Raw genomic sequence first — 24,268 nt, 5'->3', positions numbered from 1 at the left:
ACCAAGCCAAAACGCTCAATACCAGGGGCTCGTTCTTATCCTTCTCCATGTGATCGCTCGCGGAAAGATTGCCCGGTCGCCGGAAGAAGAACTGGTCGCGCGCTATGAGAAGCGGCTGACTTGGCCGGTGAAACTGACTGAATTGCCTGAGACCGGCGGCAAGATTCCCGATCCGCAAACCCCTTACAAAACAGTGCTGCTCGATGAGCGTGGCAAGGCGATGTCGTCAGAGGATTTCGCCGCATTGCTGGGGCGCTGGCGTGATGACGGGATGAGGGAGGCGCGATTTGTCTTGGGTGCGGTACGATGGTCATTCGCGCGAGGAACGTGCCAAATCTGATTTGCTGTTAGCATTCGGTCCTGCAACCTGGCCGCATCTGCTGGCGCGGGCGATGCTGATGGAGCAGCTTTACCGCGCGACCAGCATCCTTGCCGGTCACCCCTATCATCGCTCGGGCTGATCGGGCACAAGGGCGACAATGAGACGGCCAAGCGTTATCGGACTGGGACTTATTGGCGTCACACTGGCGGGTGCGATTGCTTTGGCCCCGCTCGGATTGGCACAGCGCGATATTGCCCTGCTCGACCCTGCCGAAGCACGCGAGCAATTGGCCCGCGCGCAGGCCGCAGCCAAAGATGCCGAAGCGCGTGCTGGGCGGCTTACGGCGCAAGCTGAAACCGCCACTCGCACCGCAGACAAAACCGCGCGCGAAGCCGCCGCATTGGCCGCGCAAATCCAGCAATCCGAAGCGGAAATCGCGGCGGCACAAGCGCGTTATTCATTAGCACAAGCCCGGCGAGCGGAATTGGGTCGCAGTCTGGCGCGGCGGCAGGAGCCGCTGGTGAGGCTAACCGGCGCGCTTCAGGCGATGTCCCGACGTCCGTTGGCGCTATCCGCTTTGCAGCCTGGATCCTTGCGCGAAACGGTTTATGTTCGGGCGGTGCTTGATAGCGCCATCCCGCAAGTCCGTGCTCGCACTGCGGCTTTACGAAGTGATCTTGAGGAAGGGCGGTCGCTGGAGGATCAAGCGCGCGAATCACTGGCCGATCTGCGCGGCAGTGAAACCTCGCTACGCGAACGGCGCGCAGCGCTTGATGCGCTCGAAACCAGGCAACGTCTTGTCTCGCGCGAAGCGCGCAGCAACGCTGTGCGCGAACGCGAGCGCGCCTTGGCTCTGGCGGAAGATGCGCGCGACCTCGACGGTTTGATCGGAGAGCTGGGTGCGGCGAGCGCTTTGCGCCGGGAACTCGCGGCATTGCCCGGACCGGTTTTGCGTCCACCGCGCCCAAGCGCGGCTGAAGTGGTCGCCACAGGCGCGCCTGTGCCCGCGCCAACCGCGACGTCGACTGCGCCCCCACCGGGGTTTCAAATGCCGGTCCAAGGGCGCACGATCGCGGGATTTGGGGAGCTCAAAGACAGCGGCGCGCGCAGCACTGGCGTCACTATTGCGCCCGCAGCTGGTGCACAAATCATCGCCCCTGCGGCGGGCCGGGTCGCTTTTTCCGGCCCCTATCGCGGTTTCGGGCGAATCATCATTATCGAGCATGATGGCGGTTGGACCAGCCTCGTCACGGGCCTTGCGTCGAGCGACGTTGAAGTCGGCGATGATCTGGTCAGTGGCAGCCCGCTGGGCGTCGCAGAGAGTGAAGATCCGGCCATTACGATTGAACTGCGGCGCTCGGGCGAGCCGATCAACCCGCTGCAATTCCTGTAGAAACAGGGTCATGCGCGCTTTGTATCGCTAGGATTCGCGCTCAGCGCTGTCCCCAAATGCAACGCTGGGTCTCGGCCTGTCGCTCTCATCTGGCGTTAAGGGGGATTGCGCGATACACATAGTGTCTCATCCCGAAGGAGCCTTGCGTGCCCAAGAAGTATATCGCCCTGCTGCAAAGCGCAGCGCTTGTGACCACAGTTGCCCTTATTCCAACCGCCACCGCATCTATGGCGCAGGTTGAGGGACGCGCGGGTCCGGAGTTCTCGAAACTGTTCGCCACCTATCAAAGGATCAAGGCGAGCTATGTCGAGGATGTCGATGACGAGAAGCTGGTGCGCGGCGCGATCGACGGCATGCTTGCCTCACTCGACCCTCACTCGGCCTATATTGACGGGGCTGCGATGCAGCGGCTCACCACGCTGATCGATGGTAATTATTCAGGGCTCGGCCTCTCGGTCGTGATGGAAGAGGGCGCGGTGAAGGTCGTTTCTCCATTCCGTGGCAGCCCGGCGGAAGAAGCAGGCGTGAAAGCTGGCGATTTCATCACCCATCTCGATGGCGAGCTCATCTATGGCGGTGATCTGGACGATGCGGTAGCACGGATGCGTGGCCAGGCCGGCACGTCGATCCAGCTGACGATTTTCCGCCCGGGTCGCGATGAGCCTCTTGAAGTTGATGTGACGCGCGGCGTGATCGAGCTGGAACCAGTGACGCACAAACTCGAAACCGGAAATGTCGGTGTGATTACCGTCAACGAGTTTTCCGCCGATGTTGGCCGCGATGTTTTTCAGGCGTGGGAAAAGCTTCAGGAAGAGGCGACCGGTCGGATGGGCGGATTGATCCTCGACCTGCGATCCAATCCGGGCGGCAGCCTTGATGAAGCCGTCGCATTGTCGGATCTTTTCCTCGATAAGGGGCGGATTGTCTCGCAGCGCGGGCGCGCTCGCGGTGAAACTCTGCTGTATGATGCTGAGACTGTGTTCCGCGGCGATATGGCGGAAGGCACCCCGGTTATCGTGCTGATCGATGCAGGTTCTGCCTCGGCGTCCGAGATTGTCGCAGGCGCTCTGCAAGATCACCGCCGAGCGCTGATCATGGGTGATCGCAGCTTTGGCAAAGGCTCGGTACAATCGCTCCTGCCGCTGGGCCGTGACGCTGCTCTCAAGTTGACGACCGCGCGCTATTACACGCCTTCGGGCCACTCTGTGCAAGAAGGCGGGATCAAGCCCGACATTACTGTGCCGCAGCTTTCTGATCCTGATTACGCACTACGCAGCAAGTATGTGACCCGTGAGAGCGATCTGCGCGGGCACCTTGTCAATGAGCTGGGCCTTAAGGACGAGGAACTGGAAGGCGACAAGGTCGACGATCCGCGCTTCAAGCTGACGGCAGAGCAGCTTGAGGAGCAAGGCGTCGAGGATTTCCAGCTGCATTATGCGGTGGAGACCTTGCGCCGGACGACCGCAAGTTCGGTCGCACTTCGCGAAGACTAAGAGCCAGCGGGCGAGGCAGCATGGCTAAGCAAACGCGGCTTCGCACCGCGCAGCAATTGGCGTTGGCATTGCCTGCAGGCCTGCTCGGCGGCGCCTATATCTCGCAATATGGCTTTGACCTGTTCCCGTGTGAGATGTGCTGGTGGCAGCGCTGGCCGCATTTTGCCGCACTGCCGTTTGCCGTACTCGGCTGGGTGGCTGCACCGAAACGGCTTTGGCTCGCTTTGGCAGCGCTAGCGATCATCGCTTCTGGCTTGATCGGCGGCTTTCACGCAGGCGTTGAATATGGCTGGTGGCAAGGCATCACCGGTTGCTCCACCATCCCGACCGGACCCGATGCCGTTGCCTCGGTTCTAGATGCAAGCGCGCCGCTGGTGCGCTGTGACGTCGCGCCTTGGAGCCTGTTCGGCATTTCACTCGCCGGTTGGAATTTCCTCTTTTCATGCGGCGGCGGGATCACCATCTTGGGACTGATAGCCAAGCAGGAGCGCACATGAAACGCGAAGACATTCACCGTATGATCCGGGTCGATCAGGCCGGAGAATTCGGCGCAACGCGGATCTATGAGGGTCAACTCGCCGTCATGGGTGACCGCGGACCGCACAGCCAGGAAATCGCGCATATGGCTGAGCAGGAAAAGGTTCACCGCGAAAAGTTTGACGCGCTGATGGCAGAGCGCGGCGTGCGCCCGACGGCGCTGCAACCACTCTGGTCGATGGCCGGATATGCTCTCGGGGCCGGCACGGCCTTGCTCGGACCGGAGGCTGCAATGGCATGCACCGCTGCGGTCGAAACCGAGATCGACAAGCATTATTCCGATCAGCTCGACGCGCTAGAGAAGGACAATACCGATCCTGAGCTCGCCGAGATGATCGAGAAGTTCCGCGAGGAAGAGCGCGAGCATCACGATGCTGCGATTGAGCATGGGGCGGAAAACGCCCCTGCTTATGGGCTGTTGTCAGGCGCTATCCGGTTGGGCTGCCGCGCCGCGATCAAGATAAGCGAACGGATTTGAGGGCCAGTTAACCCTTTGCGCCGTCCCCAGAGCCTTCACAATGCATTCACGCGCATTCGAATAAAGGCTATGCAAGAAAAGCGCGCAGGACTTTGCGCGATCAAGGATCGAAAGTGATGACAAAGCGAATTTCAGGCATTCTTGGTGTTTCGGCGCTAGGCTTGGCTCTTGGCCTCACCCCTGCTGCCGCGCAAGAGGAAGACAGTCTCTCCGACGATGTCCAGATCGCCTATGTTTACGGCGACGATGCTGCGCCAGATTGTCCGGAAGGAACAATCTGTGTTGTGGGACGCCTCCCCGAGAATGATCGCTTTCGCATTCCGCCCGCGCTGCGCTTCTCGGACAACCCACAAAACATTGCATGGTCTGAGCGCGTAGAGAGCCTCGAGCTCATCGGAGCCTTTGGCACATTGTCGTGCAGCCCGACGGGTGCAGGCGGCATTACCGGGTGTACGCAACAATTGATCAATGATGCGTATAAAGACCGTCAGGAAGGCCAGGATGTCCGCTTTAGCCAGCTGATCGAGCAAGCACGGCAAGAGCGCCTTTCCACGATTGATGTCGATGCTGCGGCAGAACAGGAGCGTGTCGAACAGATCGAGCGCGAATATCTCGAGCGGTTAGAGCGCGAGCGCAGTCAGACGCTCCCCGGGGAAGACGCCCCTCCGGCGTTGGCGCAGCCTCCTGTCGCCGATGAGCCCGCCGAGGCAGCCAGCGAAGAGGCCGCTGCCGAGCAGCCAGAATAGACGATCACACTTTGTAATAGTCGCGATACCAAGCGACGAATTGCTTGATGCCTTCGCGAACATTGGTTTGCGGGGTGTAGCCGGTCAATTCTTGGAGCAGATCGGCATTTGCCCACGTGGCGGGCACATCTCCTTTCTGCATCGGCATGAAATTCTTCACCGCCTCGCGTCCGCATTCCGCTTCGATGGCCTCGACAAAGTCCATCAGTCGCACCTTGTCGTTGTTGCCAATATTGACCACGCGGAAAGGAGCGGCAGGTGAAAGGCTGTCGTAATCGGCGATTGCGTCGGCGCTCTCCGGGCGCTCTGGCGCGGCGTCGATTAGCAAGCGAATGCCGCGGACCAGGTCAGTGACGAATGTGAAGTCGCGGAACATTTCGCCATTGTTGTAAATGTCGATTGGCGTGCCCTCGAGGATCCCTTTCGTGAATTTGAACAGCGCCATATCGGGTCGGCCCCACGGGCCGTAGACCGTGAAGAAGCGGAACATGGTGGTCGGCAGGTTCCACAAGTGCGCGTAGGAATGCGCCATCGCTTCATTGGCCTTTTTCGTCGCTGCGTAGAGCGTGAGTGGCGTGTCGCATTTCTGCCGCTCGTCAAATGGCATGTCTTCGTTTGCGCCGTAAACTGAGCTTGTTGAGGCCATCAGCAGATGATCGACGCCGAGCTCGCGCGCGCACTCCATCACGTTGAATGTGCCGGTGACGTTCGCTTCCATATAGGCGCGCGGGTTCTCAAGGCTGTAGCGAACGCCTGCTTGAGCGGCGAGGTGAACTATCACGTCGGGCTCTTCTTTAAGCGCTAGCTCGCGCAGCGTATCGAAATCTTCGAGCCGACCGATGGTGCAGCTGAAATGCTGATTTTGTAGCAGCATCTGATGCCGACGCTCTTTGATCCGCACGTCGTAGTAATCGGTCATGCCGTCAAAGCCGACGACGGCGAAGCCTTCATCGAGCAAGAGTTTCGAAAGATGATAGCCGATGAAGCCGGCGGTTCCGGTGACGAGAACTTTGCGCATTGTGTGAAGTGCTGCCTTACATTAAATTCGAACGATGCACGCTGGCGCGCTATTTTGCGCCTGACCCGAAAATCACGACGCGCATAGTCTTGAGTGCGATCAAGGCATCAAGCCAAACCGACACGTTCTTTACGTAGTAGAAGTCGAAGCGCAATTTGTTCGTTACCGCATCCAAATCGGTCACATGTCCCTGATTGACTTGTGCCCATCCTGTGATGCCTGGTCTCACAATGTGCCGGTAAGAGTAGAACGGAATTTCGCTCTCATACCAATCCGACAGCGAGGCGGCTTCGGGCCGAGGACCAATCCAGCTCATATAGCCTTGCAATATGTTCCAGGCCTGCGGAAGCTCATCCAGTCGTGATTTGCGCAAGAACCGGTAGACCCGCGTAATTCGATCATCATCATCCTGAGTCATTGCATCGCGCCGTTTAGCATCGGTGCTCTCTTCGATATCGCGCGTCTTCATCGTCCTGAATTTGACCATTTTGAAGGTCTCGCCGCGAAAACCCATCCGTTCCTGGAAAAATAGCGCTGGCCCGCGAGAATCGAGCTTTATGACCACAAAGATCGTAAGCATCAATGGCAACAAGATCGGCGAAAGAATTATCACTGAAGCGATATCTGTAACCCGCTTCACCGCCATGTAAGGTAGGTTTGGGATCAACGAGCCCAAGTCGTTCTCACTCAGGTGGGTGATCCTAACCTGGCCGGTGAACTGCTCTAGAATTTGCCGGTAGTGATACACCGGAATGCCTTTGAGTGCGGCTTGGGAGATCAGCTTCTCCCATTCAAACTCGTGCTCATGGTGCAGGTCTGCCACGACCGAACAATCATTTCGGCCATTATCGATCAGGGCACGCAATTGATTGCGTGACGCAAGCTCAACGAAAGCGTCGGTCTGCGGCAATTCTGTCACTCGGCCCCCTGGTATGACATACTGCGTACGCGCCGCCATGCGTGTCAAAGCAATGACAACATAACTCACGGCTAGCGTGCAAATCGTCACCGGGGCCAAGAGCGTTGACGTGTATGGTAATCGGAATACCGCCAAGGCTGCGAAGGCACCGCCAAAGAACAGCAAATTCACAGGGAGGACATAGCTCAAGAGGCGGGCCCGCGCGTATTGGCGGAGCCGATCTAGTGTGTAACACACAAGAAGCGATGCTACGGCTGAGGCTATCAATGTCGTGAATGCAGCGCCTTGATTCAAGGGGAGGTTGCGGATCAGCGACCAAGCAACGGCTGGTGCTGTCACACCGATGCTCAAATAAGTGAGCAGTTGCATGAAAGTGGAGCGCAAGATTCCACCGGACTTGCGTCCGCGCTCAATCTGGCTGGCTTGAGTTCGCGGCAATAATTCCATGTCTATTTTCTTTGGCTGCCAAAAGCTGTCAGCGTGTTTTATCGTCTTTTGCGATCTTGAACGATGAGGCGATAAGTCGATGAGGTCACGCGCGCAAGGGCAGACAGCCAAATTGGCGACCGGAAGTGACCTTTAAGTGGTCAGTGCAATTGCGCTCGTTTCAGGTGTTCACACGGAGGTTCTGTCAACAATTGACGCAACTTAATCGATCAAAGCTCGCAAATATTGCCCGTATGCGTTCTTGCCAAATATGCTGGCACGTTCGGCCAATTGGTCCGCGGTGATCCAGCCTTGCGAAAAGGCGATCTCGTCGGGGCTTCCTGTTTGCAATCCTTGCCGCTCTTCCAGCGTACGCACGAAGTTTCCAGCGTCGAGAAGGCTCGCATGTGTGCCGGTGTCGAGCCAAGCAAATCCGCGGCCCATCAGGCTAACCTGAAGCGCGTTATCGTCGAGATAGCTTTCAAGCAGCGAGGTGATCTCTAACTCACCACGCGCCGACGGTTGAACCTTTGCCGCTCTTTCGGAGGCGGTGTGATCGAGGAAATAGAGCCCTGTGACGGCAAAATTAGATGCCGGGTTCTCGGGTTTTTCTTCGATTGAGCGCACCGCCCCATCATCAGCAAAGTCCACAACGCCATATCGTTCCGGGTCAGCCACCCGATAGCCAAAGACAGTTCCGCCATTGGTCTCAGCTGACGCTGCGGTCAGCAGGTCAGGTAGGCCGTGCCCGTAAAAGATATTATCGCCCAGCACCATTGCTGATGGTGACCCATCTAAAAAGTCTTCCGCGAGCAGATAAGCCTGAGCGAGCCCATCGGGACTGGGTTGCTCGATAAACTCAAGGCTTAAACCCCATTGGCTGCCATCGCCCAGAGTGCGCTTGAATTGCGCTTGATCATCTGGCGTGGTGATGATGGCAATTTCGCGAATTCCGCTCAGCATCAAAACGCTCAACGGGTAGTAGATCATCGGCTTGTCATAGATCGGCAAAAGCTGTTTCGAGATGCCGATAGTCACAGGATAGAGCCGAGTGCCTGATCCCCCTGCTAGAATTATGCCTTTACGCTTACTCATCATTTTTCCTGATCGATTTTGAGGGATTGCAGCACATCATTGAGGTCTGAACGCCAATCGGGCCGCTTGATGCCAAAAGTCGCGGCCAGAGAACTGCAATCAAGGCGTGAATTCATGGGCCGCTCGGCAGCCGTTGGAAACTCTGAGCTCGGGATATCATGGACCACACATTGCGTGCCGGACTGAGCGAATATTCCCCTTGCAAAGTCGGCCCAGGAGACATCCGGAGCGCCGCTAAAGTGATAAAGACCGCCCTTTGATGGTGATTGCAGCAATTGCTCGCCAATTTCCAAACACGCCTGCGCAATCGCTGCGCTTGGTGTCGGTCCGCCGATTTGGTCAGCCACAATGTTCAGCGCGTCGCGTTCAGCGCCAAGCCGAAGCATGGTCTTCACAAAGTTCTGGCCGTGAGCGGAAAACACCCACGACGTGCGAAGAACCGCATGGTTCCCGCCGCTGCCGAGCACACCTTCCTCACCGAGACGTTTGCTGCGGCCATAGGCTGAGCGGGGTGCCGTTTGATCGTCTGGCTTCCAGGGCTGTGATCCCGAGCCATCGAAGACATAGTCGGTCGAAATATGGACCATTGGGATGTCTGATTTTGCGCACGTCTCAGCGATCGCGGCTGGAGCATGCCCGTTTACTTGATTGGCCAATTCTTCTTCGGTTTCGGCTTTGTCGACCGCTGTGTAGGCCGCTGCGTTGATGACGAGTCGGGGGGAGTGTGCCTCCAAAGCGGCGAGGCATGCTTGCGTGTCGTTCAGATCGGCCTTGTCGCGGCCCAACGCGACGACTGGCGCGCGCAGCTGCAGCTCGCGCGCAACCTGACCGGTCTTGCCAAAAACGAGAATTGTCATCGCGGCTACTTACCAGTGCCAATTCTTTGACCGACGCCCTTCCTATCCAGCAAGGGCTGCCACCAATCTTGATTTTCGAGATACCATTGAACGGTCTTCTCAAGGCCTTCTTCAACGGTGACCGAAGGACTCCATCCCAGTTCGGTGCGGATGCGAACCGGGTCAATCGCATAGCGCGCATCATGTCCGGGGCGATCCGTCACAAAAGTGATCTGATCGGAATAGGGCGTCCCGTTTTCATTGGGTTGCAGGCGGTCCAAAATCGCGCAGATCGTTTTGACTAGAGCAAGGTTTGAAGACTCGTTTTCACCGCCAATATTGTAGGTCCGGCCCAGCGCGCCTCCTTCAAGGACGGTCAAAAGCGCATCGGCGTGATCTTCAACATAAAGCCAATCGCGTACATTCGATCCATCGCCGTAAATCGGTAACGGTTTGCCGTGCAGCGCATTGATAATGATGACGGGTATGAGCTTTTCAGGAAATTGGTACGGGCCATAATTGTTTGAACAATTGGTCACCACGATAGGAAGGCCATACGTCTCACCCCACGCTCTTACCAAATGGTCGGAACTTGCCTTTGACGCGGAATAGGGGCTGCGAGGATCGTAAGGGGTATCCTCAGTAAATTTGACGTCAGGATCTGCTGGAAGGGAGCCATACACTTCATCGGTGCTGACATGGTGGAAGCGAAATTCGTCAGGCTGGCCGGCTTGGGTCCAGTATTTCCTTGCGGCTTCCAACATGTGGAACGTGCCGATGATGTTGGTTTCCATGAATTCGCCTGGCCCATCAATAGAGCGATCGACATGGCTCTCGGCTGCCAAATGCATAATCGTATCGGGCCGGTGCTGAGCGAACACCCGATCCAATTCTGAGCGATTGCGAATGTCGACCTGCTCGAAAGCGTAGGCTTCGTTGTCAGAGATATCTGCGAGGTTTTCGATGCACGCCGCGTAAGTCAAAGCGTCGAGGACGAGGACCTCATGCCCTTGCTTTATTGCCAATCGGGCGACGGTACGAACCGATAAAGCCCGCGCCTCCGGTAACGAGTATTTTCATTGCTTCGCCTCAAACAAAAAAGGGCTGTCAAAGCCTGCGAGAAACGGTGCTTCAGCGTCTTTCTCGCTCACCACTGGATCTCCTGACAGAGGCCATTCAACGCCGACATCCGGATCACTCCAATGAAGCGCTCCTTCGGTATCAGGCGCGTAATAATCGGAGCATTTGTAAATGATTTCGCTATCTGGCTTGAGTGTGACAAAGCCGTGCGCAAATCCCGCCGGGACGAACAGCTGCTTGCCGTTTTCTGCGCTCAACTCAACGCCGTACCAGCGTCCGTAGGTGGGCGAACCTTTGCGAATATCCACGGCCACATCAAAGATGCTGCCCATTCCGCACCGCACGAGCTTGTCCTGAGCAACGGGAGGAGCCTGAAAATGCAGGCCGCGCAGCGTTCCAACCGCGCTTGAGACCGAATGATTATCTTGGACGAACACCGGCGCAACGCCGTGTTCTTGGTATGCGCGCTGGCTGTAGGTTTCGGCAAAGAACCCGCGATGATCGCCAAACCGGCGCGGCGTGAAAGTGATAAGCCCGTCTATTTCCGGGTGCTTTTCTGCGATAAGCGACACGTGCAATCCATTCAGTTCAACGATTTTTGGCCAGGTCAGTCGGCGTAGCGCCCTGCGCACATCGCACGAACAAGCATACAATTAGAATGCCAGGTCAGGCCTCAGAAGATCGCTTCGCGCCTTAGCTGCCTTATCCCGAATAGGACAACCAAATTCTTTGCGATATTTGCAATCAGGAATGCCCACGCGACGACCCTCAATTCGACATTACTGGTCCAGATTGCAATCGCGACAGCTGCCAGAAAAACGAAGATAAACCCAATGCTCGCCCACGAGTTAAACCGAGGCCTATCCGCGCTATTGAAGACCGCGGCAGAGGCGCCGGTCAAAAGGTTTGCCGCAACCCCGCCCAGCATCAGGATAAACTCGAACCTGTACTGGCTGACATTAAAGAATTCGAGCAGAGGCCCCTGGATGATCAGCAGGCCGATCACTGCCAGAGCTGTGATGGCGGCTAGCTCTTTCACTGAAGACAGATAAATCTGCTTTATCTGTTCAAACTGCCGCACAATCCTGGCTGTCGTGATCGAGTTGATCGCGTTCAAAGCAAAGGTAAGCGGATTCACGATCCGCTGGATGAGGAAGAACACCCCGGAATGCGCCGGCCCGATCATCATCGGCAGAATTATCGGGATACCGTAGTTTGATATAATGCTGAGCATCCCGTTGAGCGCGTAAGGGAGCCTCACGCGCATCGCTGCCTCCGGTGCGCGCCAGCTCGAAAGCGAGAAGTGCCCCGCCATGATCAGCGCATAAATCGCAAATTTGCCGGCCTCCAAGATCGCGACCACGCCGATCACGTCGACTGCGGATCGCGGCATGAATCCGCCAGCGTAATATGCAATCGCCAACGCAGCGAAAGAAGTCCGCGAATCCATCAAAACCATGGTTGAATGTTTGCCGACAGCCCGCTCGATAAACGAAAAGGCCGTGTTAAAGGCGAGCAGAACGATCAGAGCCAACAGTCCGATTTCGGCGTTCAAAAACACAGCTGCCAGAATGCACAGGGGCACAGCTATAACAGCTGATCGCCCGAGCGCTCCAATGACATAATGAAAGCCGATGACGCGATGTTGATCTGCTGTTGCCTTCTTCGAAAGGATTACGTGCCCAATGGAGTTTTCGCAGCCGAACATGACAACGCCTGATGCCACGAACGCGATTGCGACAAATTGCGCGAGATAGCCAAGCTGATCGAGGCCGAGTTCAACCGAGACTGCCCTGAAAAACAGCAGCTGCGCGAATAGTGCGCTTCCCAAATAGAAATAGAGCGGATGAAGTCTGAGCTTTGACAGCATGCGCTAGCCGCTTACTCGGCCCTGGCTTGGCGATTAAGCTCGCTTACTTCAGCCGGAACTCCGATCGCCAGCGAGTTTTCAGCAACGTCGCGCGTAACCAGTGAATTGGCGGCGACTACGCTGCCGTTACCTATCGTGACGCCGCCGACGATGACTGCGCCTGATCCAGCAGTCACGCCGTCCCCGAGGTGCGGCCTCTTGGACGGATCGTAAGAGATATCCGGTGTCTTCGCTCCCAGTGTGACGTTTTGATAGATGACCGCGCGCGCACCAATTCTGTGTGCTCCGATCACGATGCCCATCGGGTGCGGCAAAACCAAACCTGGCCCGATGCTCACATTGGTGTTCAGTTCGATGCGGAAAAAGAAATAGAGCAGAAGCGAAAAGAACTTGGCGAGTACAGACAGGCCTTTGCGTTTGGAGTGAAGGCTCAATCTGATCAACACGATATGCGCAAATCGTGGGTGGATTGCGTGCCATGGTCGCAATTCCCGCGAAACACCGTTCAGCTCTTGCAGGTGATGCCAATCACCCGACAGATTGCCGCGCAAAGTTGGTTTCGCTTCTAACGGATTGCTCATCGATTAAAACTGCGCAGCTTTGTGGCAACCGCAGCCTTTAAGTGGGGGACATCTTGGCAGACATCATCGCTCAGCATCTTTTGAAAGTCAGAGCCTCTCGCGCCTGATCCACGCATGATTGCGACGGGAATTCTCATTGTCCATGCCTCTGCGATCACGCTCGATAACTGACCGACATAGGCTGCCGCGTTTTTTGCGTTCTTGTCAATGAAGCCGATCCGACCCTGTGTGAGGTCAAGATAATCCTCGCGTGTGTCTCGCGGATGAAGCTTAATGAGCACCTCCAAATCTGGCGGTACTGCTTCGTCCAAGGCTCTGATGATCGCGCGATTCAGATCGGTGCTGTCTGCGCTCGCGCCAAAGACGACAAAGGGGTGGGTGGATGCGTGCTCGCTCCAACCCAGTTCAAACTCCTCAGGGGCGATGCGCACTTTGCCATCCGCTGGCAGGGCGAAAAAGTCCTGCGCAAATGGCTCGCTGAAGGGATAGATCAGCAACACCTCATCGACGGGCGCTCGGTGCAGGGTCGGAAAGATATTGAAGGCACCGTGCTGAACGCCGACGCAGTGGATGCCGGTCTCTGCGCGGATAAGCGAAAGGGCAAAGGCTTTTCGATCTATGTAATAGCCGCAGTGCACCCGCTCAATTTGCGGGTAGCGCTGCAAGATTGACGCAAGATAAGACCATTCAAGCAAGCAAATCGCATAGTGCGCAGAAGTCCATAAAGACCTCTTGAACAGCAGCGTGACAATCGGACCGATGTGTTGGGCGAAGCGCCCGTAATAGGCCAATGCCATACGAAAATCGAAGAAGCTCCAAGTCTCCTTCACCAGCTCGTATTCCAAATCGTCAAACGGCACTTCACCGGTGACGACACTGTGCAACTTTGGCCGCTTACGTGAGCCGATGGCCAATGTGTCGTGGGGAGGTTTGTTTCGCCCAAAACGCAGGTTCGCGCTTGCCCTGATCAGGGGGAACAGTGTTACAGCCGACAAATATCGAAACAGCTCACCGCGCTCGAATGTCGAGCCGCGACGCGCTCTCGGCGAGGATCTCACGATTGCGCAGAGCTTTTTGAGACGCCCGAAACAGCTGGATGGGTTTGAGCTTTGCCATCAGTTCCCCGGCTGACTGGTTTCACCAAGAAAATACTGCCCAACCTTTTTTTCAGTCAAAGATCTGGCCCAGTGATCGATATGGTATTTTTCGAATAGAGTGTTGCTTGATCGCCCGTCAAAGATATCCTTGGCAGGAAGCGCCAGATTGTCCTCATCGATCACGAAAATTGGTCGTTCTGCGTAGAAATCATACCGTTTGACCATTGCGTTTGTGGTCAACAGCGGGATGCCGGAGAAGGCGACCTCGATGGTGCGCATCGTGAGACCGCTTTGTCGGCCAAACTCGATATCGATTGTCGCTGCGGACTGATCGATAGCAGCCAGCACTTCATCATATGGCATGCCCGTCCGCGATAGGATTCCGGAGTATCCGTTGCGCCAGGCCGCCAGCTTGAATATCATATGGTGGATTGGGCTTTGCGTTTTCAGGAAGAAGAAAAACGGTTGGTCCGTTTCTTCCAGCAGCCTGCACAATCGACCCAGCAATCGGACGCGGCGCAATTGAGCTGTGCCGATAAAGCACACGGCATATTCGGCGCTTTCAAGATCTTTTGCATCAGGCGCTTCCGCGTGATTATGGAACAGCGGCAGGTGTTTCAGCCGCGGTTCGTTTTCGCAATCGACTGGGTCAAAGCTGTAAACAGCGCTCGCCACTTCGAAGGTTTCGTCATCGATTGGTTTTTGAGCCAGACTGTCCCATCGATAAACACTGATCGGAACATCCGGCAGTGCTTGCTTGATAGCGCGGAACTGCGCGCCCCTGAGCGTTTCAGGATTAATGGCGATTATTCGTTCGGCGCGATGATTTTTTGCTTGTTCCACGATCCGCTGAACATGTCGATCGATCAGACCGGGAACAGCACGGACAAGACCAAGCCGCGTGGCGGTCTTGGCTAAAACGCCATTGCCGATCCGCTCATCAAGCCAGACGACTTCGTTGCCTATACGCTCAAATGCCTCACGCAGGCGTTCCTCGTAGCCAAAAGTGCTTGGAGAGAGGAGTAAGACTCGCATTATTGCAATTTCTGTCGGACGAAATCGTAAAGAGTTGAGAGCCCATCTTGGAGCGAGATTTCCGACTTCCAGTCAAATGTGTTGCTAGTCCGCTCGATCGATGCGCAGGCATGCCTGACGTCGCCGAGGCGGTATTGATCGCAACGAACAGGCATCGGTGACTGGCTCATTTTTGCCAGCATGCCGGCGACATTTTCTAGTTCAACCCGTTCGCCCGACCCGCAATCATATGTGCCAGGAGTGCCTTTGCCCGACACGGCGCGGGAAAGAAGCGCTGCGACATCATCCACGTGAACAAAGTCGCGCGTGATACCGCCATTTTCGAAAATGCTCACCGCCTCGTTTGCGAGGCCCTGTTTGATGAAGTGGATCAAGACGCCCGTGTACGGATTGGTCAGCGACTGACCTGCACCGTAGACGTTCTGAAGCCTGAAAACGAACAATGGGACATCAAATGCTGTGGTCCAGTTTTGCAACAGGTGCTCTTGAGACAGTTTGGTCGATCCGTAGATATTGGTCGGTTTCGACATATGCAGCGAAGCATCCATCGCAAGTGGCGTCAGACCGGCATATTCGAATTGGCCCGCCTCAAGGTCATCGACCGGCCTTTGCGCCGGGAACACCACAGTGTTGTCAGCGCTTTGATAGGGGCCTTCTCCGTACACTGCTCGGGTCGAGGTGAGGATGATCCGCTCAGGCATCTCGCCGCGGTTGGAAATTGCATCCAGCAAGTTTGCAAGCCCCAGAGTGTTGACGCGGGCATTGAGGGCGCAATTGCTTAACGACCGACCGGTTCCCGTCTCAGCTGCAAGATAGACGATGGTCTTTGGCGCGCCGCGCTCATCCAGCATCGCATCGATTGTCTCGCGATCGGTGACATCGCCCACAGTGAAATCCACCCCAAGCTCGACAAAGTCCCGGACTGAAGCTGCAGAATGAACAACCGGAGAAAAATTATCGAAGACCACCGTGTCGCTTGGCCCCAATTTCCTGAGAAGTGACGTACCTATAAAACCGGCTCCGCCGACCAACAGATTTTTCATAACGCTAAACCTAATGAGTAATGATGTGAGTTAGCCAAATGCGGGCTGCATTCGTCGACCCTTGCCGATTGCAGTGGTCGCTCGCTTGCCAGGTTTGTTTTTGGACACCGCCGGCTGGGTGCGATGCAGAACGATAAGAATGCTGACAAGTATAAACGGCTGAAAGATTGTCACGCCGAAGCTCTTCAGGCTGTACGCGAACACATAGGAGAGCAGGAAGATATCAATGTAGGAGAGCTTTTTGGCGACCTTGAACAGCCTTGCGAAAATCCCAACGAGGACCAACGCAAGCAGCGCAAAAGACGACGCGGCTAGCGGAAAGATTGTGAAGTCGTTGAAATAGTGGGGGACGGCCTCGAGAGGATAGCGGTACGTTGGAAAAAGCAAAGAAACGGACGAGCGTAGCATAGCTTTCGGCCACCGAACGATCGAACGCATTGAGCGCGACCGCAATGTTACCAGGCTGCAGATAGCCCGAGCGCCACAGTGAAACAAACACGCCGATTGCGCCAATGGCCATGAAAGCCAGAACGATCCGACGAGCGCGCAACTTTTGCGCGAGATACACCAACAAAGTCACCGCAGTAGCACCCGCAAGTCCAATCCCGTTCGACATCGAGAAGGAGAAGACTAGCGCCAACGTGGTGAGAGCCAGAACTCTCCAATCGATCATTTTTTGCCGAAGCAAAATCAGTGTGGAGATGAGGATGAAGGAGAAGAACGGATGCGGTTCAGCCGCGCTACCGCTTGGCAAAACATTAAGCCCCAAGGGGTTGAGGGGAGGCGCTGCGTTGAGAGTGAAATGAAAAATTGCCAGCGATTGGACCCGCGATGCCCCCGTGTAGTCGATTTTTCTGAATACGGATGGGTCGGACAGCGGGAACACGTTGCCTAGGACGCCAGAGCCGAGAATCGCGATCGCGAGCGTGGCCAGAACAAAACCGCCAATGAGCAGTATATGCGATATTCGCAGACCCTTGAGCATTGTGCGGTAAAGCTTGTCGCTCGAGAAAATAAGCATCGACGCCAATACAGCCGCGGTGATCCGCACGAAGTTGATGCTTGGCAAGCCGTTGATCGCACCCATCGCCAGCTCGTTTGCTGCGAGCGCCAGCAGGATCAGCGAGATCAGAGTGAACTTCAGCTTGCCGATGCCCAGCAGCAATGCTGCGGCGGCGCCAATCAGAACCGTGAATACAATCGTTTTCGATGCCCCAAAAGTAAGGATCGATGCATAGGGCGTCACTTCCACGCAGAAGATTAGAAATGCGACGAAGGCGCCAAGACGGATCACCATTGCCCGATCACCTCGCCGGGCTGGCTGCGATAGCCGGCCTCAATCTTCACATCGCCCGCAATCACACAATGCGGAGCCAGGGTCGCGCGATCGCCGATGGTGATGTCGTGATAAGCGAACAGCTTTTCATTGCCGCTCCAGGTCCAGCGCGATGATTGGACATAGCAATAGCCGTAAAAGGAAACATCATTGCCAATGCTTACCGTGCCGCCGCAATTGATGACGGTGCCCTTGCCGATTTTTACGTTGTCACCGATTACCAGCCGCCCTCGATCAGGCACGACGATCCTCACATCGTCATCGAACACAATGTTCTCGCCAAGGATGATGTTCTTGGAATTGAAGCGCAAGTCAGTGTTCGATCCTATGCGCGCAGATTCGGGCGGATTGATCACGAACGCTCCCCAATCTTGGCCGCGGGTATGCCGCCCCAAATTTCGTACTCAGGGACCGATTTCGTGACAACGCTGCCAGCGGCGATAATCGCTCCGCGTGCGATAGTGATGCCCGGTAGGACCGTTACATTTGCCCCCAACCAAACATCGTCTCCAATGGTTATCGGGCTGGTTGTAAGCTCTTGATCGCGGATCGGTTGAGCCCGCATTGTCCCATGGTTGCCATCAACCAGATAGCAAAACGGAGCGATCAGGACGTTGCTGCCAATGCTGATGTGTTCGGAAGCATAGATATAGCCATAGTCGCCGATCGTGGTGCGCCCGCCGATATCAATCTGTGCTTGCCCATTGCAGGCACAAATCTGGACGTTCTTTTTCACGACAGTGCTGGCTCCGATTGAGACATTGTGCGGAAACCGCAGCACTTCACTGCCGCGCTGAAGAATGGCAGTTTTGTCAATTCGCGCGCCGCGCGACCGAAGATAGCGGTTTCGCAAGCGATCTCGCAACGAGACCTTCAAATGGCGGTGGAATTGACTCATCGCCGGTGCATTTAACTCCCGTCGGCGCTTTCAAACATGCTCCATGAAAGCGCTTCGAGTGCTTCAATCGGCTGGGCAGCAGTTTTGCCGACAAGCGCATTGAATTCAAACGCATCGATGCCAGCGAGCGGTACCGCAGCGCGATCAGATCATCACTGGTGATGATGTGCCCGGCGGGGATATCGTTGCGCAGGAACACACCCTTGCGGAAAGAGATGGGGTGATTGCGGGCACGCTCCATCATCGTCAGATGTTTTGAGGGTGCGCCGAGCCGCATCATTTTGGTCTTCATTCCTTCAACCAATGCAGCCGTGCCAGCTTCATCCAAAGACACAAGGTGATCTCGGAAACCGGCATTGCTGGTGTCATCGGAAAAATGAAACTCCAGCACTTTAGCGCCGGCCAAAACGCTATCGACCAAAACGTCATACCCGACTGTATGATCGGAATAGCCGACCACGCAATCAAAACGCTTGGCGAACTGGCTCATAACGGCCAAATTCGCTTCGGCATCGGGGATGGGATACATCGATGTGCATTGTAAAATGGCCAGCTTTTCAGCCGGCAGCCCTGCCTCCAGTATGATCTTTTGCGCCAAGTCCGCCTGATCCAGCGTGGTAAGGCCAGTGCTGAGCACCACTGGCTTTCCTAGCTTGGCAAGATATTCCAGCATCGGAGCGTTATTCAGATCACCGCTTCCCACTTTGAGCACGTCGATATCGTCTTCGTGCTCTGCCATTTCCTCAAGCGACCAGACTGAAGCTGAAGTGTGCTTGCCCGCATCGCGGATGATGGCAAACAATTCGCGATATTGCTCGGCGCTGAGCGCAAACTTCTTGAAATGAGCCCAGCGGTCCGGGTCGATCCGCCTGTTCACCAGCAAATCGGGCGAGTAGATTTGCAATTTGACGGCGTCGACTTCGGTCGAGCAGGCGCTTTGCACCAGTTTCTTCGCATACTCGAAGTCGCCTTCGTGATTTCCGCCGATTTCCGCGATCAGATACGCACCGTTCTGCCCAATATAGGGGGCTCGATCCTTGAACTCTTCACTCAGGTCGAAAAGCGACGCATTAGGACGCTCGCCACGCTGTTCAACGATGTAAGTGACGCGCGACAGGTCGTGGTAATTGTCGACCGAGAACTTTCCCTTTTCCGCACTACGAGCACGCAGCTCGCCGGTGTTATCGCACAAATCGTAAAGCAGCGGAAAAACGTGTTCGCGCTGTTCAGGCGTGGCTGCTGCGATGGCGTCTCTTTGCTCCATCAGCCACGAAATGCGTACCGCTTCGACATGTCGTCCGCTGGGCACATTTGAACCAACCGTTGTGTAGATATCATGGCGCTTGTCGCCCATTGCTTCATCGAGCTGAGCAAACAGTTCGGGCAAAGGGAACAGACTGTCGCCGTTGATCCGTACGGCATAGTGCGTGTGATCTTTGCGCTGGTTGATAGCCGACACAAACCGATCGAGCACATCGGTTTCATGCCCGCGGAAAACCTGGACGGGATACAGGCTCTCAAGCTCTGTGTAGATGTTGTTTTCGGCGCCCTCAGGGACGATCAGGTTCAGCCGGGCATCAGTGAGATCCATTAGCGATCCGATCAGACGCTCGATCAGGGTGCGTCCCGCGATCGTGCGGAAATGCTTGAATGGCAGGCGATGGCTGTTCACCCGGCACGGGATGAAAATCTCATAGTCAGCCATTAGCAATGTCCCTCAACCGTCATGTTCGAGCTGATCTCCAAAAGGGTGGCAAGCGTATCTCTAGAGCTGCCACGCACGAAACCTGTTAGCCCGCCCGAGTGCACCACTGCGCGATCTTCCTCAAACAGTTTTCTCGAATTCTCCTGGCGCCTGACGCCGCCAGAGGTGGTCCAATAGAGCGAACTTTCGAGCTTTTCACCCGTGATAATGGCCTGACTTTCGAACAATTGCATGGCGATCGGCGCCATTTCGAAGAATTCGAGCGGAGCCAGCCGATTGCTCATCGAATGTACGACAAAGCTTTCAGCGTTTTCAAATGCCGCATCTTCATCAAGATATTGTCGCAAATCATCATATGCCTGAACTTGCGACCAGCGCAGGCATTCGCCGTCAGGAGCCGCCTCGTCGCGAACCAGCAGCTTCACATTTCTACCCCATGATTGGGCAAAGCTGCGATAGCGCTCCAATCGACCATCGCTGTAAAAGTCGGGATGATCGGGGAAGGCGAGCACATGCACCACCTCAGGGCCGACAGTCAGATTGTGTTCGCCGGCATAGGCCGCGATCATTTTGATGCGCGTTTCAAACAGCATGGCACGGTTCGTCGACATGCTGCGATGGCCCCGGCGGTAATGAAACAGCGGCTTTGCAATATGGACCAGCCGGTCCTTGCGGAATTTCAGATAAAGATCATAGCCGTCATTGCGCGAAAACTGCTCGTAATAGCCGCCATGTTCGAGCAGCCGTTCCCGCTTGATGACGGTACACGCCCCATGAAACGGCTCGTCGTGGATCGGTCTGCCGTCGTTTTTGCCGCGCCTGAGTATCTGCTGGCTTGAAAACACGCGGCTATCGAAATCCATCAGGTGATAGTCGCCATAAACGACATCCGCATTTTCGCTGGCGATCGCAGCCTTCACCCACTCGACATAATTCGGGCAGAATACATCGTCCGCATCGAGCCTGACGATGTAGTCCTCGTCAAAATTGCGCGCGACATAATTGCCGATTTTCGAGACCGAAAGATTGGGAAATTGCGCGAAGTCCCACCCGTGCTGCTCGCATTGCTGCTTCAAGAAGTCGTACCGAACCGTCGCTGGAACCGTTGTCGATACACGTGACCGCAAAATCCCGGTCGGTTTGGCCCAGCAGCGATTCCACCGCCTCGCCGACATACCGACCGTAATTGTAGTTCAGCAGGTAAATCCTCAACATCGAGTCTATTCCATACCCTGAGATTTTTGCGTGTCTTGTCGATCGCAAAGCGTCAAACCTCGCTGGTTTAGACTGCTATGCCCGGCAGCGATAACTAGAGCCTGAGGTCGGCTTCTGACTTCTCGATGAGGCCCTTGAGATCGTAAAGCACATGGTTCTGTTTCCCGAAGCTTCGAATGCCTTTCTCGCCAAGGTCGCGGAACTGGCTGTGTTTGACCGCGATTATCACGCCATCATAACCTTGCGGTTCAGGCTCTTCGACGAGCGAGATAGAGCCAGAGCCATACTCCTCGTCGACAGCTTCTTTGCTGACCCATGGGTCCATCACGTCGACTTCCATGCCATAGCTTTTGAGTTCATCAATCACCGAAATGACGCGCGTGTTGCGGGTGTCAGGGCAGTTTTCCTTAAAGGTCAGTCCCAGCACCAGAACTTTGGCGTTGTTCACGATGATCGATTGCTTGATCATCGCTTTGACCATTTCGCCCGCAACATAAGCCCCCATGCCGTCATTGATCCGGCGGCCTGCCAGAATGACCTGCGGATGAAATCCGATGCTTTCGGCCTTGTGGGTGAGGTAGTACGGATCGACACCAATGCAGTGTCCGCCGACCAGCCCGGGTTCAAATCGCAGGAAGTTCCATTTCGTCGCGGCTGCATCCAGAACAGATGCGGTATCAATGTCGAGCTGATTGAAAATCATGGCGAGTTCATTGATCAGCGCGATATTCAGGTCACGCTGGGTGTTTTCGATGACCTTTGCCGCTTCGGCGACCTTGATGCTCTCCGCTTTGAACGTACCAGCTCGGATGATGGAGCTGTAAAGTGCGTCGACCAGATCGGCCGTCTGCGGGGTCGAGCCCGAAGTCACCTTCTTGATGTCGGGCAAGCGGTGCTGCTTGTCACCTGGATTGATCCGCTCGGGACTGTAGCCGACATGAAAATCCACGTTGCATTTGAGGCCGGAGACTTGCTCCAGCACGGGCACGCAATCATCTTCGGTGGCGCCTGGATATACGGTGGATTCGTAAATAACGATGTCACCTCTCTTGAGCGCTGCGCCGACGGTTTCCGATGCCTTGATAAGCGGCGTTAGGTCCGGTCTCTTGCTCGCATCAATCGGAGTGGGGACGGTCACAATAAAGCAGTTCGCATCGCGTAAGTCCTCACGATCCGCTGTGAAGCGCAGATGTTGGGCTTGGCCCAGCTCTTTGGCATCGACTTCCTGCGTGGAATCGACCCCCGATCTCAGTTCATCAATCCGGCTGGTTGCAATATCAAACCCGGTTACGGGCCGCGCCTTGGCGAATTCCACCGCTAGCGGCAGGCCGACATAGCCTAGGCCGATCACGGCGATGTGAAGCTCATCCAGATTGGGCAATGCTTGTGAGGTTGTCATTGGTAATCAGTCTCGTGATCCGGTGAAACGCTCTAACCCCGATGCAGGTTGAAGCGAAAACTACATTCAAAGATTCGTTTTTGGAGAATTGCGACGCTTTCTGGCGGCCCAACTAGCTAGCGCGGGGTTTTTCTGCAAGCCGAGCCTCACGGGATGCGGTCGTCGCTTTGGCTCCAATACTGTTTGGCGGCACTTGCCTCGCAATGGGGGCGCGGCTATCGCGTCGGCAACTTGTTGAGAGGGCCCTGGTACGCCCCGCAATATAGGGCGCAATCTGTGTTCAACACTGAACGAAAGCCACATCAAGGGGCCATGTCCTCGCCTTTGCGTGCGGCGTGGGTCGCGATTGCCCTGTTCGCCCTCGCGGTGACGTTCCTTGGCGGAAGTTCGCGTCCGGACATGGTCCAGCTCATCGCCTTGCAGCCCCTGGCGTTTCTGTTTCTGATCCCGGCGCTTTATGCGCTATCGCCTGCTGAACTGAGGGACTACAAGCCCATTCTGATCATGCTGTTGCTGCTGACAGCCTGGTCAGTGGTTCAGCTCATCCCCTTGCCCCCAGATGTTTGGAACGCCCTGCCGTCGCGATCAGCGATTGCTGCTCTCGATCAACAAATCGGGTTGGGTAATGTGTGGCGTCCGATTTCGATGTCGCCGACCTTGGGTTGGGCCTCAGCAGCCGGATTCGCTATTCCGATCGCCGCGTTGCTGCTGGCTGCGGCGTTCAAACTTAAGCGCCTAGATTTGCTGGCGCTTGTTGCCGGAATCGGCGCGCTTAACATTCTTCTCAGCTTCTTGCAGGTTGCTGCCGGAGGCGGCGATGCTTTGCGTCTCTATCGCATAAACAACCGAGGTGGCCCCACTGGAATTTTCGCCAATGAAAACCATTCGGGCGTGTTTCTCGCGATCGTGCTTTTGGTCGTCGCGCGACTGATCCTTCTGGCCAGTGAGCAAAAAAGGCCGCGCAGCCTTGTTTTGGGGCTATGGGGCTTGCTTGGGATGGCCTTCCTGGCGATCCTTGTGCATGGTTCGCGCGCGGGTATCGTCTTGGGCCTGGCGTCCGCGCTCGCCGCCTTGGCCATGTTCTGGAAAGAGTTGCCGCAGATGATGGGCAGCCGCAAGGCAAAGAATTCACGAACATCACGCAGGCAGTCAAAGTTTCCTCAGTTCTCGCCGCGCTACATCTTCGGAGCCATTGCTGCTGCTCTGATCGGGCTAATTGCGCTGTTTTTGTCGCTCGATCGTATCCCCGGTTTTGCCGATATCTCCACCGGCGGTCCGGTCGATGATCTCAGATGGCAGCTGTTTGGCCCCCTCACTGAAATGATGCGTCAGTTCTGGGTTCTGGGTTCTGGATTTGGTTCGTTTGCAGATGCCTACAAGATTTTCGAACCTGTCGATCTTGCCAGACCGGCCTATCTCAACAACGCCCATAATGATTTTTTGCAACTGATCATTGAAGGCGGCATTCCCGCAGTCCTGATTGCTGTTGCCTTGATTGCCTTTCTCGCAAGAGGCCTGTTTGGCATCATTCGCGCGCAGGGGCTTTTGAGCGCTGTACCGATCTTCTGGATTGCTGTGTTTATGGCCGTCGCAGCCGCATCTGTTGTAGATTATCCCGTCCGGACGCCCATTTTTCAGGCTAGCCTCATTTGGCTCTTGTGCGTGTTCACGCTAGATGCAAAAGCGGCAAGCCACCGTGCCACCGCAGAGCGCACACGCGATGCTGAGCATGCTTAAAGATCAGCC

General features: G+C 55.9%; 24 protein-coding genes and 1 pseudogene. 7 read left to right on the top strand and 18 right to left on the bottom strand.

What is annotated here, in order from left to right; translation table 11 throughout:
• Positions 1–37 precede the first annotated feature (37 nt).
• The 6 genes and pseudogenes from ACZ1GU_RS00305 (at position 38) to ACZ1GU_RS00280 (ending at position 4,969) form a co-directional block, all read left to right on the top strand.
• Positions 38–461: pseudogene (locus ACZ1GU_RS00305) on the top strand (23S rRNA (pseudouridine(1915)-N(3))-methyltransferase RlmH).
• Between the two features lie 18 nt (positions 462–479).
• Complete coding sequence (locus ACZ1GU_RS00300) at positions 480–1,715, top strand: murein hydrolase activator EnvC family protein (protein ID WP_472646159.1); 1,236 nt, start codon at positions 480–482, stop codon at positions 1,713–1,715.
• Positions 1,716–1,861: 146 nt separating this feature from the next.
• Positions 1,862–3,208 (top strand): S41 family peptidase, encoded by a 1,347-nt coding sequence (locus ACZ1GU_RS00295; protein ID WP_472646158.1) that lies wholly within the window; start codon positions 1,862–1,864, stop codon positions 3,206–3,208.
• 20 nt (positions 3,209–3,228) lie between these two features.
• On the top strand, positions 3,229–3,705 hold the full coding sequence (locus ACZ1GU_RS00290) for a disulfide bond formation protein B (RefSeq protein WP_472646157.1): 477 nt from the start codon (positions 3,229–3,231) through the stop codon (positions 3,703–3,705).
• The gene (locus ACZ1GU_RS00285) at positions 3,702–4,223 is read left to right on the top strand and encodes a demethoxyubiquinone hydroxylase family protein (RefSeq protein ID WP_472646156.1); all 522 of its coding nucleotides are present in this window, start codon (positions 3,702–3,704) and stop codon (positions 4,221–4,223) included. Before ACZ1GU_RS00290 ends, ACZ1GU_RS00285 begins: the two co-directional genes overlap by 4 nt.
• Before the next feature lie 116 nt (positions 4,224–4,339).
• Positions 4,340–4,969: a hypothetical protein gene (locus ACZ1GU_RS00280; RefSeq protein WP_472646155.1), complete on the top strand. Its 630-nt coding sequence runs from the start codon at positions 4,340–4,342 to the stop codon at positions 4,967–4,969.
• A gap of 4 nt (positions 4,970–4,973) precedes the next feature.
• Here the strand turns inward: ACZ1GU_RS00280 and ACZ1GU_RS00275 are convergent, their stop codons facing one another.
• The 18 genes from ACZ1GU_RS00275 to tviB all read right to left on the bottom strand — a co-directional run bounded on the left by ACZ1GU_RS00275 (position 4,974) and on the right by tviB (position 22,522).
• Positions 4,974–5,987 carry an NAD-dependent epimerase/dehydratase family protein gene (locus ACZ1GU_RS00275; protein ID WP_472646154.1) on the bottom strand — a complete coding sequence of 338 codons (1,014 nt, stop codon included), beginning with the start codon at positions 5,985–5,987 and terminating at the stop codon, positions 4,974–4,976.
• A gap of 49 nt (positions 5,988–6,036) precedes the next feature.
• Positions 6,037–6,906: a sugar transferase gene (locus ACZ1GU_RS00270; protein ID WP_472646153.1), complete on the bottom strand. Its 870-nt coding sequence runs from the start codon at positions 6,904–6,906 to the stop codon at positions 6,037–6,039.
• Positions 6,907–7,554: 648 nt separating this feature from the next.
• Positions 7,555–8,427, bottom strand: coding sequence for a glucose-1-phosphate thymidylyltransferase RfbA (rfbA, locus tag ACZ1GU_RS00265; protein ID WP_472646152.1), 873 nt, complete (start codon positions 8,425–8,427; stop codon positions 7,555–7,557).
• Complete coding sequence (gene rfbD / locus ACZ1GU_RS00260; RefSeq protein ID WP_472646151.1) at positions 8,427–9,284, bottom strand: dTDP-4-dehydrorhamnose reductase; 858 nt, start codon at positions 9,282–9,284, stop codon at positions 8,427–8,429. The genes rfbA and rfbD overlap by 1 nt, the downstream gene beginning before the upstream one ends.
• A gap of 5 nt (positions 9,285–9,289) precedes the next feature.
• Positions 9,290–10,288: a dTDP-glucose 4,6-dehydratase gene (gene rfbB / locus ACZ1GU_RS00255; RefSeq protein WP_472646150.1), complete on the bottom strand. Its 999-nt coding sequence runs from the start codon at positions 10,286–10,288 to the stop codon at positions 9,290–9,292.
• A 51-nt stretch (positions 10,289–10,339) separates the two neighbouring features.
• On the bottom strand, positions 10,340–10,915 hold the full coding sequence (gene rfbC / locus ACZ1GU_RS00250) for a dTDP-4-dehydrorhamnose 3,5-epimerase (protein ID WP_472646149.1): 576 nt from the start codon (positions 10,913–10,915) through the stop codon (positions 10,340–10,342).
• A 101-nt stretch (positions 10,916–11,016) separates the two neighbouring features.
• Positions 11,017–12,213 (bottom strand): lipopolysaccharide biosynthesis protein, encoded by a 1,197-nt coding sequence (locus ACZ1GU_RS00245; RefSeq protein WP_472646148.1) that lies wholly within the window; start codon positions 12,211–12,213, stop codon positions 11,017–11,019.
• An 11-nt stretch (positions 12,214–12,224) separates the two neighbouring features.
• Positions 12,225–12,794, bottom strand: coding sequence for a serine O-acetyltransferase (locus tag ACZ1GU_RS00240; RefSeq protein WP_472646147.1), 570 nt, complete (start codon positions 12,792–12,794; stop codon positions 12,225–12,227).
• The gene (locus ACZ1GU_RS00235; protein WP_472646146.1) at positions 12,791–13,678 is read right to left on the bottom strand and encodes a hypothetical protein; all 888 of its coding nucleotides are present in this window, start codon (positions 13,676–13,678) and stop codon (positions 12,791–12,793) included. The genes ACZ1GU_RS00240 and ACZ1GU_RS00235 overlap by 4 nt, the downstream gene beginning before the upstream one ends.
• Before the next feature lie 231 nt (positions 13,679–13,909).
• Positions 13,910–14,926, bottom strand: a complete 1,017-nt coding sequence (locus ACZ1GU_RS00230; RefSeq protein ID WP_472646145.1) for a WaaS/CpsH family glycosyltransferase — start codon at positions 14,924–14,926, stop codon at positions 13,910–13,912.
• The gene (locus ACZ1GU_RS00225; RefSeq protein WP_472646144.1) at positions 14,926–15,969 is read right to left on the bottom strand and encodes an NAD-dependent epimerase/dehydratase family protein; all 1,044 of its coding nucleotides are present in this window, start codon (positions 15,967–15,969) and stop codon (positions 14,926–14,928) included. The genes ACZ1GU_RS00230 and ACZ1GU_RS00225 overlap by 1 nt, the downstream gene beginning before the upstream one ends.
• A gap of 223 nt (positions 15,970–16,192) precedes the next feature.
• Positions 16,193–17,266, bottom strand: a complete 1,074-nt coding sequence (locus ACZ1GU_RS00220) for a hypothetical protein (protein WP_472646143.1) — start codon at positions 17,264–17,266, stop codon at positions 16,193–16,195.
• On the bottom strand, positions 17,260–17,661 hold the full coding sequence (locus ACZ1GU_RS00215) for an acyltransferase (RefSeq protein WP_472646142.1): 402 nt from the start codon (positions 17,659–17,661) through the stop codon (positions 17,260–17,262). The genes ACZ1GU_RS00220 and ACZ1GU_RS00215 overlap by 7 nt, the downstream gene beginning before the upstream one ends.
• Complete coding sequence (locus tag ACZ1GU_RS00210; RefSeq protein ID WP_472646141.1) at positions 17,658–18,086, bottom strand: acyltransferase; 429 nt, start codon at positions 18,084–18,086, stop codon at positions 17,658–17,660. Before ACZ1GU_RS00210 ends, ACZ1GU_RS00215 begins: the two co-directional genes overlap by 4 nt.
• 31 nt (positions 18,087–18,117) lie before the next feature.
• Positions 18,118–19,908 (bottom strand): N-acetylneuraminate synthase family protein, encoded by a 1,791-nt coding sequence (locus ACZ1GU_RS00205; protein ID WP_472646140.1) that lies wholly within the window; start codon positions 19,906–19,908, stop codon positions 18,118–18,120.
• Entirely contained in the window at positions 19,908–20,984 is a 1,077-nt protein-coding gene (locus ACZ1GU_RS00200; RefSeq protein ID WP_472646139.1) for a hypothetical protein, read from the bottom strand. The genes ACZ1GU_RS00205 and ACZ1GU_RS00200 overlap by 1 nt, the downstream gene beginning before the upstream one ends.
• Complete coding sequence (locus ACZ1GU_RS00195) at positions 20,890–21,123, bottom strand: glycosyltransferase (protein WP_472646138.1); 234 nt, start codon at positions 21,121–21,123, stop codon at positions 20,890–20,892. The genes ACZ1GU_RS00200 and ACZ1GU_RS00195 overlap by 95 nt, the downstream gene beginning before the upstream one ends.
• A gap of 94 nt (positions 21,124–21,217) precedes the next feature.
• Positions 21,218–22,522: a Vi polysaccharide biosynthesis UDP-N-acetylglucosamine C-6 dehydrogenase TviB gene (tviB, locus tag ACZ1GU_RS00190; RefSeq protein WP_472646137.1), complete on the bottom strand. Its 1,305-nt coding sequence runs from the start codon at positions 22,520–22,522 to the stop codon at positions 21,218–21,220.
• A 312-nt stretch (positions 22,523–22,834) separates the two neighbouring features.
• Between tviB and ACZ1GU_RS00185 the strand changes: the two genes are divergently transcribed.
• Positions 22,835–24,259 (top strand): O-antigen ligase family protein, encoded by a 1,425-nt coding sequence (locus ACZ1GU_RS00185; protein WP_472646136.1) that lies wholly within the window; start codon positions 22,835–22,837, stop codon positions 24,257–24,259.
• The last annotated feature ends 9 nt before the right edge of the window (positions 24,260–24,268 follow it).

This window comes from Erythrobacter sp. HA7-11, from assembly GCF_055693605.1.
Note: the sequence above shows the minus strand (reverse complement) of the source record. Positions and strands in the feature narration are given on the sequence as shown.

Bases quoted from the DNA above. Each gene is read 5' to 3' on its own strand.
- ACZ1GU_RS00285 (WP_472646156.1), top strand. From the start codon at position 3,702: ATGAAACGCGAAGACATTCACCGTATGATCCGGGTCGATCAGGCCGGA.
- ACZ1GU_RS00220 (WP_472646143.1), bottom strand. From the start codon at position 17,266: ATGGTGATCCGTCTTGGCGCCTTCGTCGCATTTCTAATCTTCTGCGTG.
- ACZ1GU_RS00280 (WP_472646155.1), top strand. From the start codon at position 4,340: ATGACAAAGCGAATTTCAGGCATTCTTGGTGTTTCGGCGCTAGGCTTG.
- rfbA (WP_472646152.1), bottom strand. From the start codon at position 8,427: ATGAGTAAGCGTAAAGGCATAATTCTAGCAGGGGGATCAGGCACTCGG.
- ACZ1GU_RS00300 (WP_472646159.1), top strand. From the start codon at position 480: ATGAGACGGCCAAGCGTTATCGGACTGGGACTTATTGGCGTCACACTG.
- ACZ1GU_RS00245 (WP_472646148.1), bottom strand. From the start codon at position 12,213: ATGCTGTCAAAGCTCAGACTTCATCCGCTCTATTTCTATTTGGGAAGC.
- rfbD (WP_472646151.1), bottom strand. From the start codon at position 9,284: ATGACAATTCTCGTTTTTGGCAAGACCGGTCAGGTTGCGCGCGAGCTG.
- ACZ1GU_RS00230 (WP_472646145.1), bottom strand. From the start codon at position 14,926: ATGCGAGTCTTACTCCTCTCTCCAAGCACTTTTGGCTACGAGGAACGC.
- ACZ1GU_RS00205 (WP_472646140.1), bottom strand. From the start codon at position 19,908: ATGGCTGACTATGAGATTTTCATCCCGTGCCGGGTGAACAGCCATCGC.
- ACZ1GU_RS00225 (WP_472646144.1), bottom strand. From the start codon at position 15,969: ATGAAAAATCTGTTGGTCGGCGGAGCCGGTTTTATAGGTACGTCACTT.
- ACZ1GU_RS00275 (WP_472646154.1), bottom strand. From the start codon at position 5,987: ATGCGCAAAGTTCTCGTCACCGGAACCGCCGGCTTCATCGGCTATCAT.
- ACZ1GU_RS00185 (WP_472646136.1), top strand. From the start codon at position 22,835: ATGTCCTCGCCTTTGCGTGCGGCGTGGGTCGCGATTGCCCTGTTCGCC.
- tviB (WP_472646137.1), bottom strand. From the start codon at position 22,522: ATGACAACCTCACAAGCATTGCCCAATCTGGATGAGCTTCACATCGCC.
- ACZ1GU_RS00290 (WP_472646157.1), top strand. From the start codon at position 3,229: ATGGCTAAGCAAACGCGGCTTCGCACCGCGCAGCAATTGGCGTTGGCA.
- ACZ1GU_RS00240 (WP_472646147.1), bottom strand. From the start codon at position 12,794: ATGAGCAATCCGTTAGAAGCGAAACCAACTTTGCGCGGCAATCTGTCG.
- ACZ1GU_RS00195 (WP_472646138.1), bottom strand. From the start codon at position 21,123: ATGTTGAGGATTTACCTGCTGAACTACAATTACGGTCGGTATGTCGGC.